The sequence below is a fragment of the Campylobacter sp. LMG 17559 genome (assembly GCF_024723605.1).
In the GTDB taxonomy this organism is placed as follows: Bacteria; Campylobacterota; Campylobacteria; order Campylobacterales; family Campylobacteraceae; genus Campylobacter_D.
Window position 1 is genome coordinate 12,619 of record NZ_JANQCZ010000016.1, and the last position, 14,442, is coordinate 27,060.

At 32.6% G+C, this 14,442-nt stretch carries 11 protein-coding genes and 5 tRNA genes; 1 reads left to right on the top strand and 15 read right to left on the bottom strand.

Going from position 1 to position 14,442, the window contains the following annotated elements; genetic code table 11:
* Positions 1–17 precede the first annotated feature (17 nt).
* The 15 genes from rpoC to CAMP5082_RS07405 all read right to left on the bottom strand — a co-directional run bounded on the left by rpoC (position 18) and on the right by CAMP5082_RS07405 (position 13,808).
* Positions 18–4,571 (bottom strand): DNA-directed RNA polymerase subunit beta', encoded by a 4,554-nt coding sequence (rpoC, locus tag CAMP5082_RS07335; protein WP_337206343.1) that lies wholly within the window; start codon positions 4,569–4,571, stop codon positions 18–20.
* Positions 4,564–8,697, bottom strand: coding sequence for a DNA-directed RNA polymerase subunit beta (rpoB, locus tag CAMP5082_RS07340; RefSeq protein WP_263703100.1), 4,134 nt, complete (start codon positions 8,695–8,697; stop codon positions 4,564–4,566). Before rpoB ends, rpoC begins: the two co-directional genes overlap by 8 nt.
* Positions 8,698–8,792: 95 nt before the next feature.
* Complete coding sequence (gene rplL, locus CAMP5082_RS07345) at positions 8,793–9,170, bottom strand: 50S ribosomal protein L7/L12 (protein WP_012661184.1); 378 nt, start codon at positions 9,168–9,170, stop codon at positions 8,793–8,795.
* A gap of 19 nt (positions 9,171–9,189) precedes the next feature.
* Positions 9,190–9,669, bottom strand: coding sequence for a 50S ribosomal protein L10 (rplJ, locus tag CAMP5082_RS07350; RefSeq protein WP_012661183.1), 480 nt, complete (start codon positions 9,667–9,669; stop codon positions 9,190–9,192).
* A gap of 154 nt (positions 9,670–9,823) precedes the next feature.
* Positions 9,824–10,525 (bottom strand): 50S ribosomal protein L1, encoded by a 702-nt coding sequence (gene rplA / locus CAMP5082_RS07355; protein WP_039617747.1) that lies wholly within the window; start codon positions 10,523–10,525, stop codon positions 9,824–9,826.
* Between the two features lie 63 nt (positions 10,526–10,588).
* The gene (gene rplK, locus CAMP5082_RS07360; RefSeq protein WP_012661181.1) at positions 10,589–11,014 is read right to left on the bottom strand and encodes a 50S ribosomal protein L11; all 426 of its coding nucleotides are present in this window, start codon (positions 11,012–11,014) and stop codon (positions 10,589–10,591) included.
* 27 nt (positions 11,015–11,041) lie between these two features.
* Positions 11,042–11,572: a transcription termination/antitermination protein NusG gene (gene nusG / locus CAMP5082_RS07365; RefSeq protein WP_012661180.1), complete on the bottom strand. Its 531-nt coding sequence runs from the start codon at positions 11,570–11,572 to the stop codon at positions 11,042–11,044.
* A gap of 4 nt (positions 11,573–11,576) precedes the next feature.
* Positions 11,577–11,759, bottom strand: coding sequence for a preprotein translocase subunit SecE (gene secE, locus CAMP5082_RS07370; protein ID WP_039666709.1), 183 nt, complete (start codon positions 11,757–11,759; stop codon positions 11,577–11,579).
* A gap of 16 nt (positions 11,760–11,775) precedes the next feature.
* Positions 11,776–11,851, bottom strand: a tRNA-Trp gene (locus CAMP5082_RS07375).
* 21 nt (positions 11,852–11,872) lie between these two features.
* Positions 11,873–12,031 carry a 50S ribosomal protein L33 gene (gene rpmG / locus CAMP5082_RS07380; protein WP_012661178.1) on the bottom strand — a complete coding sequence of 53 codons (159 nt, stop codon included), beginning with the start codon at positions 12,029–12,031 and terminating at the stop codon, positions 11,873–11,875.
* A 39-nt stretch (positions 12,032–12,070) separates the two neighbouring features.
* The gene (gene tuf, locus CAMP5082_RS07385) at positions 12,071–13,270 is read right to left on the bottom strand and encodes an elongation factor Tu (RefSeq protein ID WP_039668122.1); all 1,200 of its coding nucleotides are present in this window, start codon (positions 13,268–13,270) and stop codon (positions 12,071–12,073) included.
* A gap of 65 nt (positions 13,271–13,335) precedes the next feature.
* Positions 13,336–13,410: transfer RNA gene (locus CAMP5082_RS07390), tRNA-Thr, on the bottom strand.
* Positions 13,411–13,515: 105 nt separating this feature from the next.
* Positions 13,516–13,592 (bottom strand) — tRNA-Gly (locus CAMP5082_RS07395).
* 7 nt (positions 13,593–13,599) lie between these two features.
* A tRNA-Tyr gene (locus CAMP5082_RS07400) sits at positions 13,600–13,685 on the bottom strand.
* A gap of 47 nt (positions 13,686–13,732) precedes the next feature.
* A tRNA-Thr gene (locus tag CAMP5082_RS07405) sits at positions 13,733–13,808 on the bottom strand.
* Positions 13,809–13,899: 91 nt separating this feature from the next.
* Between CAMP5082_RS07405 and yaaA the strand changes: the two genes are divergently transcribed.
* Positions 13,900–14,442, top strand: a 543-nt coding sequence (gene yaaA / locus CAMP5082_RS07410) for a peroxide stress protein YaaA (RefSeq protein ID WP_337206344.1), incomplete at its 3' end; no start/stop codon positions are given.

The following is a 14,442-nucleotide window of genomic DNA, read 5'->3' on the forward strand; positions in this document are numbered from 1 at the left end:
ATTGCTAGGATTGAAAATTAATTTTGTTGTTTAAGCTTTAAATTTTGATCTCCATAAAGACCTGTACCAACAGGAATCATACGACCTAAGATTACATTTTCTTTTAGATCTTCAAGATAATCAAATTTACCTGCAATACTTGCTTCTGTTAAAACTTTTGTTGTTTCTTGGAATGAAGCAGCTGAAATCACACTATCACTTCCAATAGCTGCTCTTGTAACCCCAAGCAATACAGGTTCAGCCACAGCAGGTTCACCGCCATATCTTAAAATTCTTTCATTTTCTTCTCTGAATTTTCTTCTTGAAACCAAATCACCTACAATAAAGTTTGTATGACCACTATCAACAATTTTTACTTGTCTTAGCATTTGCGATACGATGATTTCAATATGCTTATCAGAAATCACAACACCTTGACCACGATAAACTTGCTGAATTTCAGAGATAAGATAATAATGCAATGCTTTTTCACCTAAAATTCTAAGCACATCATGACTTGAAATAACTCCATCGGTTAATTTCTCACCCGCATGGATAAATTCACCATCTCTTACTTGAATGCGTTTTGATTTATCAATTAAATACTCCGCACTACTTCCATCTTCTGCTTGGATAATAATTCTCTCTTTTGATCTTAAAGGTTTATCAAATCTAACAACCCCGTCAATTTCAGCCACAACAGCAGTATTTTTTGGCTTTCTTGCTTCAAATAATTCAGATACCCTTGGAAGACCTCCAGTAATATCTTTTGATTTAGCTGCTGCCTTTGGTGTTTTAGCTAAGATATCAGCTTGCTTAACCTTATCGCCATCGTTTACATAAATAACAGTTTTTGGCTCTAGTTGATAACGCACTACTTTATCATTTTCGCCTATAATTAACAATGCAGGACGCACTCCACTTGGTAAATACTCATTAATAACAAGTGATCTTTTACCAGTTGCTTCATCAATTTGCTCATCAGCACTATAGCCTGATTCAATATCTTCAAAGTTAATTGTACCTGCAACTTCTGCAATTACAGTATTATTATATGCATCCCATTCAGCAATGATAGTTTTATCTTCTTTGCTTGATTTTGCTATGATAGTTTTAGGATTATCCACAAAAGTACTATCATCAAATTCAATCACAGAATCTCTTGGTATATAGTGTCTTTTTGCTTCTCTATCATTTTCATCAGCAATAACAACAAAAACACCTTTTTCTTTAACTACATCACCTTTTTTAAGATTTCTAATTCTATCTAAACCATCCCCTTTAAGCATATAAAACTTCAAGGTACCTTTTGCACCAGCTACAATATCTTGAGTGATAGGATCGCCATCTTTTACTAACAATTCACTCGCATAAGGGATACGGTTTGGTATATTCCAACCCTCTTTGATTACTTCTACAATACTTTCATTTTCAGCTACTTCAGTACCATCGCTATATGGAATATATAATTTACCTTCAATATTACCACTTACACCGGCAAGCTCATTAGCTTTTGCTAAGTCATACTTTCTTAATATAAATTTAGCTTCATTGTTTTTTGCTTTAACGCTAACCACCACATCCTCATATGCATGCTCAATATGGATAGTTCCTTTAAATGGAGCTTTGATTTTTGGCTCCACAAGTAAAATAGCAGCATTGCGATGATTAGCCACTATAGTTTTACCTTGTCTATCTTCATAGGTATTAAGATTATAAAATCTTACAAAACCTTCTTTGTGTGCTACTACTTGGCGATCTTGTAAATCTGTACTAGCAGTACCACCGCTGTGGAAAGTTCTTAGCGTAAGCTGTGTTCCTGGCTCACCGATTGATTGAGCAGATATAATACCTACAGCCTCACCTGGTTTAACTAATTTTCCTTCGCCTAGATTAATACCATAACATTTAGAACAAACTCCTTTTTTAGCTTTACAAGTAATAGGAGTTCTAATGCTTACACTCTTTACTCCACTTTCAACAATAATTCTAGCTTTTTCCTCATCTACTAAAGTACCTTCTGAGAATAAAATCTCATTAGTAATAGAGTCAATAATATTTTCAGCTAAAACTCTTCCTAAAATTCTTTCTTCTAAGGTTTCAATCACAACACCATCTGCGGTAATTTCATTAATCTCAACACCCTCATGTGCACCACAATCTTCCATTGTAACTTTTACATTTTGCGCCACATCGATAAGTTTTCTTGTCAAATAACCTGCATTTGCTGTTTTCAACGCTGTATCTGCAAGACCTTTTCTAGCACCGTGGGTTGAAATGAAATATTCAAGAACGTTTAGTCCTTCACGGAAGTTCGAAATGATCGGTGTTTCAATAATAGAACCATCAGGTTTAGCCATAAGACCCCTCATCGCAGCAAGCTGTGAAATTTGAGCTGCTGAACCCCTAGCACCAGAATCTGCCATCATATAAATAGAGTTAAATCCTTCTTTGTCTTTTTTGATCAACTCCATCATATCTTTTGATAAGACATTATTAGTGCTTTTCCAAATATCAATAATCTTGTTATATCTTTCCCCTGAAGTAATCAAACCTAAATTATATGAATTTTGGATTTCTCTTACTTGTTTTTTAGCTTCTTCTATACTTTTTTGCTTTTGATCAGGCACAATAATATCAGCAATTGAAATAGAAATACCCGCTTTTGTTGCATATTCAAAACCAAGATCTTTTAATTTATCTAAAAAGCTAGCACTTACTTCAAGACCGCCTTCTTTATAAACATAATCAACCAAAGCTGCAATATCTTTTTTCTTCATGACTTTATTCCACATATTTTCAGGAACAAAATCAGGTAAGATAGACTTAATGATTAATCTTCCCGCAGTTGTTGTGATTTTTCTTCCATCAACTACGCTTCTAATACTTGCATGAATATCTAAAGATTTTGCTTCTAGAGCAATCATAACCTCTTCAATACCTGTACAAATTTTATGCTCACCCTTAGCACCATCTTTTTCTAAAGATAGATAATAAATCCCCAAAACCATATCTTGAGAAGGTACAGTCACAGAACGACCACTTGCTGGAAGCAAGATATTCATAGATGAAAGCATTAATACTTTACACTCAGCTATTGCTTCTTGAGATAAAGGTACATGTACAGCCATTTGGTCCCCGTCAAAGTCAGCATTAAATGCTGCACACACCAATGGATGAAGTTGAATTGCCTTACCCTCTACAAGCACAGGATGGAAAGCTTGGATGGAAAGCTTATGCAAGGTTGGTGCACGATTAAGCATTACAGGATGACCTTTAACAACCTCTTCTAAACACTCCCAAACTTCATTGGTTTTATTTTCAATCATTTTTTTAGCTTGTTTTACAGTAGTTGCATAACCTTTTTCTTCAAGCTTAGCTAACAAATGTGGCTTAAATAATTCTAAAGCCATTTTTTTAGGCAAGCCACATTGATCCATTCTAAGTTTTGGCCCAACAACAATAACACTACGACCTGAAAAATCCACTCTTTTACCAAGTAGATTTTGTCTGAAACGACCTTGTTTTCCTTTGATAATTTCACTTAAAGATTTTAATGGACGTTTATTTGCACCTTTAACTGCATTTGCTCTTCTACCATTATCAAATAAAGCATCGACTGCTTCTTGAAGCATTCTTTTTTCATTTCTAATGATAATTTCAGGTGCATCAAGCTCCATAAGTCTTTTTAAACGTGTATTTCTATTAATAACTCTTCTATATAAATCATTCACATCAGAAACTGCAAATTTTCCACCATCTAAAGCCACCAAAGGTCTTAAATCAGGTGGTAATACAGGTAAATTTGTAATCATCATCCACTCAGGACGATTTGGAACTACTTCATCACTATTTGTATTAGTATTTAAATTGCTATTTAAGAAATTTTCCACCACTTTTAAGCGTTTGATGATAGTTTTTTTCTTTGCTTCTGAATTAGTTGCTGCAATATCTTCTTTTAATTTATTTAAAAGCTCAACAAGATCTAAATTTGCTAGTAAATCTCTAACAACTTCACCACCCATTCTAGCTTTAAATCCACTACTTTCATAGCGTTGCATTAAATTTAAATACTGCTCTTCATTTAATACATCACAAAATTCAACTTTTTTAGTATTTTCATTATCATAGTATGCATCACCTGGACTTTCTACTATATATGCTTCATAATACAATACGCGCTCTAAATCTTTCATCTTTACGCCAAGTAAAGTACCGATACGACTTGGCAAAGAATTTACATACCATATATGTGCTACTGGTGTAACTAATTCAATATGCCCCATTCTTGAACGGCGTACTTTAGAACTAGTAACTTCAACACCACATTTTTCACACTTAATACCTTTAAAACGCATTTTTTTATACTTACCACAAAGACATTCATAATCTCTTACTGGTCCAAAAATTTTAGCGCAAAAAAGCCCGTCTCTTTCAGGCTTTAAAGTTCTATAATTAATTGTTTCTGGTTTTTTTACTTCACCATAAGACCATGATTTGATTTTTTCAGGACTTGCAAGTCTTAATTGAAAAGCTTCAAAGTCTCTAGGTCTGCCATCTTCTTTTATTTCGATAGGTTTAAATTTACTCATTATTCTCATCCTTATCAAAAATCTCAACATCTAAAGCAAGAGATTTTAATTCATTTGTAAGTACAAAGAATGTCTCTGGAATACCTGTTGCTGGAACATTCTCACCTTTTGTTAAAGCTTTATAAGCACTAAATCTACCTTCAACATCGTCAGATTTTATGGTTAACATTTCCCTTAAAGTATGAGCTGCTCCATAAGCTTCAAGAGCCCAAACCTCCATCTCACCAAATCTTTGTCCACCAAATAAAGCCTTACCACCAACTGGTTGTTGTGTTACAAGACTATAAGGTCCAGTACTTCTTGCGTGAACTTTTTCATCTACTAAATGGTGTAATTTAAGCATATACATACATCCAACATGCACACGCTCTGCCATTTTTTCGCCAGTTCTTCCATCATAAAGTTCGCTTTTTCCATCCATGGCTATTTTAGCCATTTCAAAAAGCTTACCAAATTCTTCAACCGTTACACCCTCAAATACAGGAGTAGCAAATTTTACTCCTTTAGCCCAATCTCTAGCATAAGAAATAAGTTGCTCATCATTTAAAGTTTGCACAAATTTCTTTTCTAGCTCAAGTCTAGATACACTACAAATTTCAAGAATTTTTTCGCGTAATTCTTTTACAAAATCTTTTTGTTTTCTATCAAAAATTTCTTGAATTTGATCACCTAGTCTCATACCAACAATCCCCAAGTGACTTTCAAGAATTTGTCCTATGTTCATACGGCTTGGAACCCCTAGAGGATTTAAAGCTATATCAATAGGTCTTCCATCAGGTAAATATGGCATATCAACTTCTGGAACAATATTAGATACAATACCTTTATTTCCATGGCGCCCTGCCATTTTATCCCCAACTTTCAATTTTCTCTTAGTCGCGATATATACTTTAACAAGTTTTACTACCCCACTTGGTAAAATATCATCTTTTTCTAAAATTTCTAATTTTTCATCATGCTCTGTTTTAAGTTTTTTCTTCTCATTTTGGAAATGATTTTTTAAATCATCATATTCTTTTTGCACTTCTTTAGAATAAGCTTTAACTAAAGAATTTAATGCAAAACGATTGATTTTTTCTAATTCTGTAATTTCTACTTTAGAGCCTTTTTTATATTTAACACCATTTATTTCTTCATCTGAATTTAAAGCTGATTTAGAAAGTAAAGAACATACTCTTAAAGTTTCTTCTCTATCCATCATTAAAAGTCTATCATGGTGTTCTTTTTCAAGATTTAATTTTTCATCATCATAAGCTTTTATAGCACGTGCATCTTTTTCATAACCTTTTTTAGTAAAGATTTTTACATCTACAACAACACCTTCTAATGAGGCGGTTGCATATAAAGATTTATTTACAACATGTCCAGCTTTTTCACCAAAAATAGCTCTTAATAATCTTTCTTCAGGTGTAGGTTTTACTTCACCCTTAGGTGAAACTTTACCTACCAAAATCATACCAGGCTTTATATGAGTTCCTATTTTAGCGATACCACTCTCATCAAGATGCGCTAAATCTTCTTCTTTTACATTTGGAATATCTTTTGTAATTTCTTCTACACCATCTTTAAGCTCTCTAGCCTCTACTTCTTTTTCATAAATATGAACACTAGTAAAAGTATCTTCACGTAAAATTTTCTCACTAATTACAATAGCATCTTCATAGTTATACCCATGCCATGGCATAAATGCGATTAAGGCATTCTTACCAATAGCAAGTTCGCCTTGATCCATACTTGGGCCATCTGCAATGATTTGACCTGCTTGAACAAATTCTCCTTTTTTAACAATTGGATGCTGTGTAAAAGTTGTATTTTGATTTGTTCTTAGATTTTTTTCCATTTTGTAATGATCTATAAATGGACCATTTTCATCTTCGCCCAAAATAAAAATATTTTTATTGTCAACTTTTTCTACAATCCCTGCTCTTTTAGCTTTAATAGCCTCCCAAGCATCACGAGCAATGATTTTTTCCATACCAGTACCTACTATAGGTGCTTGTGCGGTTAGTAAAGGCACTGCTTGACGTTGCATGTTTGAACCCATCAGGGCTCTGTTTGCATCATCATGCTCTAAGAATGGGATTAATGACGCTGCAACCCCTACTATCATACCTGAACAAAGGTCAATCAAATGTACTTCTTCTCTTCTTGCTAGGATTGTTTCACCATCTTGTCTTGCTTCAACAAATTCCTCAACAATATTACCTTTTTCATCAATTTTAGTTGAAGCTGCTGCAATCACTAAGCCCTCTTCTTGAGTAGCAGTCAAGTAAACAATTTCATTACTTACTTTTCCATTTTCTACTTTCTTATAAGGTGCTTCAACAAAGCCTAGATCATTTACTTTAGCATAAGTTGAAAGTGTATTAATTAATCCGATGTTTTGACCTTCTGGAGTTTCAACAGGACAAATTCTTCCATAATGTGTTGCATGAACATCACGTACTTCAAAACCTGCTCTTTCTTTTACTAAACCACCTTCACCAAGTGCTGATAAACGACGTTTATGAGTCACTTCACTCAATGGGTTTGTTTGATCCATAAATTGAGATAATTGACCGCCGGTAAAAAATTCCATAATTGTAACAGTAATTGTCTTAGGATTAATCAAATCATAAGGCATTACTTTATCAATATCTGTATTTAAAGCCGTAAATTTATCTCTGATCGATTTTTGCATTTTAGCAAGACCTACATGAAGTTCATTAGCTAAAAGTTCTCCTATTGATCTTATACGACGATTACCTAAATGGTCTCTATCATCAATATGACCTCTTCCATTTTTTACTTTAATTAAATATTTTGCAGTTTTTACTATATCTTCATTAGTTAAAACCGTAACATATTCAGGCGTATCTAAGCCTAATTTATGATTCATTTTCATACGACCAACTTTTGTTAGATCATATCTTTCAGGATTAAAAAATAAATCGTTTACAAAAGCTTTTGCAGCATCTTTTACTACCGGTTCGCCTGGTCTCATTACTTTATAAATTCTAATAGCTGCTAAATCATTCTCATCATCTATATTCTCGGTTTGTTTTAATAATTTTAAAGTTTCATTATCTTGAATGAAAGAATTAATAATAGCAGCATCTACTCCATTAGCTAAGTCATTAGCAATATCAAACTGTTTTTCCTCTTTAATTTTTGCTAGTTTTCCCTCATCTAACAGCGTTAAAGAATCAAATAAAACCTCACCAGTTTCTTTATTAATAATAGGATTAGCTAAATACCTATTTGTTAAAATTTCAACTGGATATTCAACCCATTTAACCCCATCTTTTACAAGCTGTTCAGCCTTTTTCTTTGTCATTCTTTTACCAGCTTGATGAATTACATTGCCTTTTTCATCTTTCAAGTCATACTCAACTCTATCTAAAAAGTCATTTGGATTAAATTCAGTTAAGAATTTATCTTTTTTAACATGAATAGTTTGTATAGGGTAAAATAATTTTATAATGTCTTGTTTTTTATAACCAAGTGCTCTAAATAAAATTGTAATAGGCACTTTTCTTCTTTTATTAATACGCACATAAAGCACATCTTTAGCATCATATTCAAAATAAAGCCAAGAACCACGATCTGGTATGATTTGCGCTGTATATACTAATTTATTTGCAACAGTAGAACTTTCTTCTTCTTTAAATATAACACCCGGACTTCTATGAAGTTGATTTACTACAACCCTTTCAACTCCGTTAATTATGAAAGAAATTCTATCTGTCATTAAAGGGATTTCTCTAATATAAATTTCTTGTTCTTTAATATCTTTTATACCAATTTTTTCACCCGTTTTTTCATCTTTTTCATGTAAAGTTAAACGGATTTTCATTTTTAAATTTACAGAATAAGTCAAACCTCTTTCCATACACTCTCTAATAGTGTACTTAGGTTTACCTACTTCACTACTTACATATTCTAAACTTAATCTATTTTGTGGATCATGAATTGGAAAAATAGATTTAAATACTTTTTCAATTCCACTTTCTGAATTTTTAGCATCTATGTTTAAAAAATAATCAAAACTTTTCTTTTGTAATTGTAATAAATTTGGAATGTCTATTTGTTGTGGAACATTCGAGAAGTCTATTCTTAAACGATTTCCTGATTGTGAATTTAACATATTATTATACCCCATGGTAAAAGTATTGAAAGAAAGAATCCTAATTAAAGGAAAACAAGAAAGGATATAAAATCCTTTCTTTTAAAACAAAAAAATTATTTAAGCTCAACCTTAGCGCCAGCTTCTTCAAGTTGTTTTTTAGCTTCTTCAGCTTCAGCTTTGCTAACACCTTCTTTAAGAACTGATGGAGTTTGTTCAACAGCATCTTTTGCTTCTTTTAGTCCAAGACCAGTTAAAGCACGAACAACTTTAATTACATTGATTTTTTTATCGCCACCATCTTGTAATACGATGTCAAATTCAGTTTTTTCTTCAGCAGCACCGCCAGCAGCACCTGCAACAGCAGCACCTGCAACCATAACTGGAGCAGCAGAAACACCAAATTTTTCTTCAAATTCTTTTACTAATTCTGAAAGTTCAAGAACGCTTAGGTTAGAAATAAATTCTAATACATCTTCTTTAGTAATTGCCATTTTTTATCCTTTTTAAATTTTATTCAGCTTCTTTTTTTTCTTTTAATGCATTTAATCCAATTGTAAAATTGGTGATTGGTGCATTCCAAACTTGCAAAAGCATAGCAAGTAATTCATTGCGAGAAGGCATTTTAGCTAAAGCTTTAACTTTATCTACTGAAGCAACTTCACCATCAATAAATGCGGTTTTGATTTCAAATGTTTGATTAGCTTCGCTAAATTTATCAGCAACTTTTGAAACATTTAATTGGTCTTCACCCCAAAGATAAATATTTGTATCTTTAAGTTCCATTCCATCTTTGCCGGCATTTTTAAGAGCAATACTTGCTAAAGTATTTTTAATAATTTGAACTTTAACATCCATTTCTCTCGCATTATTTCTTAACTCTTCAAGTTTTTTAGTGTTTAAACCTTTGTAGTTACAAACTACAACAGCTTCACTAGCCTTAAAACCCTCTTCAAGCTTAGAAACAAGTTCAATTTTTTGGCTTTTAGTCATCTTTACTCCTTTCCGACCGGTGATTTCAAGCAGAGCAGAAAATCTAATTAAGTCCTAAGACCTCGGCTATCTCCAATCTAAGATAAAAATTAGATAAGATAAAAGTTATTATCTTATCTAATTTTTATTAATGAGAGAAAAACTCTCATTAATTTTATTTTGTATCAAGCAATTCTTGAGTATCAAGAGAAAGAGAAGGACTCATAGTCAAAGAAAGACTAGCATTTTTAATATATCTTCCTTTTGCAGCAGCTGGTTTATGTTTATTAATAGCTTTCACAAATGCTGTCATATTTTCTTTTAATTGTTCTTGAGTAAAACTAACTTTACCCAAACCTGCATGGATGTTTCCTTGTTTATCAACACGGAAATTAACTTGTCCATTTTTAGCATTATTAACAGCTTGAGCAACATCCATTGTTACTGTACCTGTTTTAGGATTTGGCATCAAACCTTTAGGTCCTAAAATACGACCTACTTTACCTACTAGACCCATTAAATTTGGTGTAGCAATTAAAACATCAAAATTCATATTACCTTTTTGAATTTCTTCTACTAAATCATCGCTACCAACTATATCAGCACCTGCATTTTTTGCTTCATCAGCTTTTGCATCTTTTGCAATAACAGCAACACGAACTTTTTTACCTGTACCGCAAGGTAAAACAACACTACCTCTTACCATTTGATCTGCATGTCTTGGATCAACATTTAATTTTAAAGCAATTTCAACTGTTTCATCAAATTTAGCAGAAGCAAGAGTTTTTACTGTGCTTATTGCTTCATCCATTAAATAGTTTTTATTTGAATCTATTTTTTTTAATAATTCTGTAAATCTTTTAGTATTTTTAGACATCAATTTTCTCCGCATTTTATATAAAGTGCTACCGCCTTTTTAAACTCTTGGCGGTAAAGAGTATTAATCTACGATTTCAACACCCATAGAACGAGCAGAACCCATGATAATTTTAGCAGCTTGCTCTCTATCTTTTGTATTCATATCAGCGATTTTTTTATCTACAATTTCTAAAACTTGTGCTTTAGTTAATTTACCTACTTTATTTTTTAAAGGGTTATCCGCACCTTTAGAAATACCTGCAGCTTTTTTAATTAAATCTGTAGCTGGTGGTTGTTTTGTTATAAATGTAAAGCTTTTATCTGCATAAACAGTAATAACAACTGGAATATTAAAACCAGCCATATCTTTTGTTCTTTCATTAAATGCCTTACAAAATTCCATAATATTAACACCTTGTTGACCTAAAGCAGGACCAACTGGAGGTGATGGATTAGCCTTAGTAGCAGCTATTTGTAATTTAATTTCTCCTACGACTTTTTTAGCCATAACCTTTCTCCTTTACTTACTATATAATCAAACTATTTTTTCAACTTGAGAGTATAAGATTTCTACTGGAGTTGATCTACCAAATATAGAAACATTTAACTTTAAAACGCCTCTAACCATATCATATTCCTCTACAATACCAACAAAGTTTGCAAAAGGACCTTCAGTTATTCTTACACTTTCTTCTTTATCAAATGAAATTTTAGGCTTAGGTGCTGCTTTATTTTTCACCTTTTCTAAAATAAGATTGATATCTTTTTCACTTAATGGGGTTGGTTTTTTACTTTCACCTATAAAACGACCAACCTTTGGTAAAGACTGAATTTTATGCCAAAGCTCTGTTGATAAGTCTATATTAGCAAATACATAACCTGAATATAAACTTCTTTCGCTTATTTTTTCTTTACCATTTTTAAATTCAATCACATCTTCAGTTGGAACAATTACTTCTAATAATTGCTCTTGAATTCCATGATCTCTAACTAAATTTTCTATGGCTCTTTTTACAGCCATCTCACTACCTGCATAAGTTTGAATTGCATACCATTTATGATTCATTTTTCTATCCTATAATCTTAGATAATGAAAATGACATAATCAAATCAACTAATGCTAAAAATAATGAAACAACAGCAACAACTACAAAAACTGTAATATAAGCATTTCTAACTTGCTCTTTCAAAGGCCAAATTACTTTTCCTAATTCAGCTTTTGACAATTTAAAATAAGTTATTAGTTTTTCCATATTTTACCTTATTTTGTGGCAGGGCAAGAGGGATTCGAACCCCCAACCATCGGATTTGGAATCCGGCGCTCTACCGTTGGAGCTATTGCCCTAAGGGCTTTTTTATAAAAGCCTTAACTTTTTAATTTAACTTCTTTATGAATTGTATGTTTTTTCAATCTTGGGCAATATTTTTTTAATTCTAACTTTTCAGTTGTATTTTTACTATTTTTAAAAGTGCTATAATTAATATCACCGCACTCTTCACATTTTAAACCAACTTTAATTCTCATTTTTATTCCTTAAAAAGCGAGATTAAATCTCGCTTATAATTATTTAATAATTTTAGAAACAACACCTGAACCAACAGTACGGCCACCTTCACGGATAGCAAAACGAGTACCTTCTTCAAGTGCAACTGGTGCAATAAGACTTACAGTAATTCTAACATTATCGCCTGGCATAACCATTTCAACGCCTTCTGCAAGTTGGATAGAACCAGTAACATCAGTTGTTCTTACATAAAATTGTGGTCTATAGTTATTAAAGAATGGAGTATGGCGTCCACCTTCATCTTTATTTAAAATATAAACTTCTGCTTCAAAATCAGTATGAGGAGTGATTGATTTAGGTTTAGCAAGAACCATACCACGAAGAACATCTTCTTTTTTAGTTCCACGAAGAAGAACACCAACGTTATCTCCTGCTTCACCTTGATCCATTTCTTTTCTAAACATTTCAACACCAGTTACTGTAGTGCTTTGTGTTTCTCTAATACCAACGATTTCAATAGTATCACCAACTTTAACAATACCTTTTTCAATTCTACCAGTAACAACTGTACCACGACCTGAAATTGAGAATACATCTTCGATAGGCATTAAGAAATCTTTATCTGTATCACGAGCTGGAGTTGGAATATACTCATCAACTGCTGCCATAAGATCTAAGATTTTTTTAGACCATTCACCATCTTGTCCAGCTTTTGCTTCTTCAAGAGCTTGTAAAGCCGAACCTGAAATAATTGGAGTATCATCTCCTGGGAAATCATAAGAGCTTAATAATTCTCTAATTTCCATTTCAACTAATTCTAATAACTCAGCATCATCAACCATATCGGCTTTGTTCATGAAAACAACAATATATGGTACACCTACTTGACGAGAAAGTAAGATGTGCTCTCTAGTTTGTGGCATTGGGCCGTCTGCTGCAGAAACAACAAGAATAGCACCATCCATTTGAGCAGCACCAGTAATCATGTTTTTAACATAGTCAGCGTGGCCTGGGCAGTCTACGTGAGCATAGTGACGATTTTCTGTTTCATACTCAATGTGAGAAGTAGCAATAGTAATACCACGCTCTTTTTCTTCAGGAGCGTTATCGATATTATCATAATCTTTAAGCTCAGCCAAACCTCTTCTTGAAAGAACAGCAGAGATAGCAGCTGTTAAAGTAGTTTTACCGTGGTCAACGTGACCAATAGTACCAATATTTACGTGAGGCTTATTACGTGAAAATTTTTCTTTAGCCATCTTTTTCCTCCATATAAAATTTACAAACAAATACTAATTTATGTTTTATAATCTTTTGAAATCAATGGAGCTCATAGCGGGACTTGAACCCGCGACCTCTCCCTTACCAAGGGAGTGCTCTACCTCTGAGCCATACGAGCGCTCAGAAAAATTAAAAACATAAACTATAAAATTTTGGAAATTTGAAACTGCTAGAAATTCTGAATTTAAAAACAGCTCCCAGTTTCACTCTACCAAAATCAGGTTGGAGCGGGAAACGGGACTCGAACCCGCGACCCTCAGCTTGGAAGGCTGATGCTCTAGCCAACTGAGCTACTCCCGCAAAGCAATGGTGGTGAGTCGTGGATTCGAACCACGGAAGGCGAAAGCCAGCAGATTTACAGTCTGCCCTCGTTGGCCACTTGAGTAACTCACCATGAATAATAATGCTTTTTATTTCTGGTCAAACACTGCTATTAACAATGGAGCTGGTTAAGGGACTTGAACCCCCGACCTGCTGCTTACAAGGCAGCTGCTCTACCAACTGAGCTAAACCAGCAAAAAATAAAGTTGAATTATAATGTAATTTTGAATTAATGTCAAGTGTTTTAAATAATTTTGTATAATTTTTAAAAAATAAAGGATTAATTATGAAAATTTTATTTTCACCTAGTGAGGGAAAAAGTAAAATAAATACACATAGTTGTTTAAATGAAAAATCATTCATATTTAACAAGCTATACGATAAAAGACTTGAAGTAATTGCTAAATACAAAAATTTTATTAAACAATGTGATGAAAATGTTCTTGAAAAATTTTTTGGTATCAAAGACAAAGATGAACTATATAATCTTAGTCATGATATATTAAAAAAAGATACAACCAAAGCAATTCAAAGATACAATGGTGTTGCTTTTGAATATTTAGATTATGAGAGTTTGGATGAAATTTCTAAAAAATATATAGATGAAAATGTATTAATATTTTCAAATCTTTTTGGTCCTATTTTAGCAAAAGATTTAATACCTTATTATAAATTAAAACAAGGAGAGAAAATCAAAGATTTTAATATAGAAAAATTTTATAAAGAAAATTTTTCCAGTGAACTTGATGATTTTTTAGAAAATGAATTAATAATCGATCTTAGAGCCAAATTTTATGAAAAATTTTACATCATTAAACAACCCTTTATT

Bases quoted from the DNA above. Each gene is read 5' to 3' on its own strand.
- rplJ (WP_012661183.1), bottom strand. From the start codon at position 9,669: ATGACTAAAAGCCAAAAAATTGAACTTGTTTCTAAGCTTGAAGAGGGT.
- rpmG (WP_012661178.1), bottom strand. From the start codon at position 12,031: ATGAGAATTAAAGTTGGTTTAAAATGTGAAGAGTGCGGTGATATTAAT.
- rplA (WP_039617747.1), bottom strand. From the start codon at position 10,525: ATGTCTAAAAATACTAAAAGATTTACAGAATTATTAAAAAAAATAGAT.
- rplK (WP_012661181.1), bottom strand. From the start codon at position 11,014: ATGGCTAAAAAAGTCGTAGGAGAAATTAAATTACAAATAGCTGCTACT.
- rpoB (WP_263703100.1), bottom strand. From the start codon at position 8,697: ATGTTAAATTCACAATCAGGAAATCGTTTAAGAATAGACTTCTCGAAT.
- tuf (WP_039668122.1), bottom strand. From the start codon at position 13,270: ATGGCTAAAGAAAAATTTTCACGTAATAAGCCTCACGTAAATATTGGT.
- nusG (WP_012661180.1), bottom strand. From the start codon at position 11,572: ATGAATCATAAATGGTATGCAATTCAAACTTATGCAGGTAGTGAGATG.
- rplL (WP_012661184.1), bottom strand. From the start codon at position 9,170: ATGGCAATTACTAAAGAAGATGTATTAGAATTTATTTCTAACCTAAGC.
- rpoC (WP_337206343.1), bottom strand. From the start codon at position 4,571: ATGAGTAAATTTAAACCTATCGAAATAAAAGAAGATGGCAGACCTAGA.
- secE (WP_039666709.1), bottom strand. From the start codon at position 11,759: ATGGAAAAACTAATAACTTATTTTAAATTGTCAAAAGCTGAATTAGGA.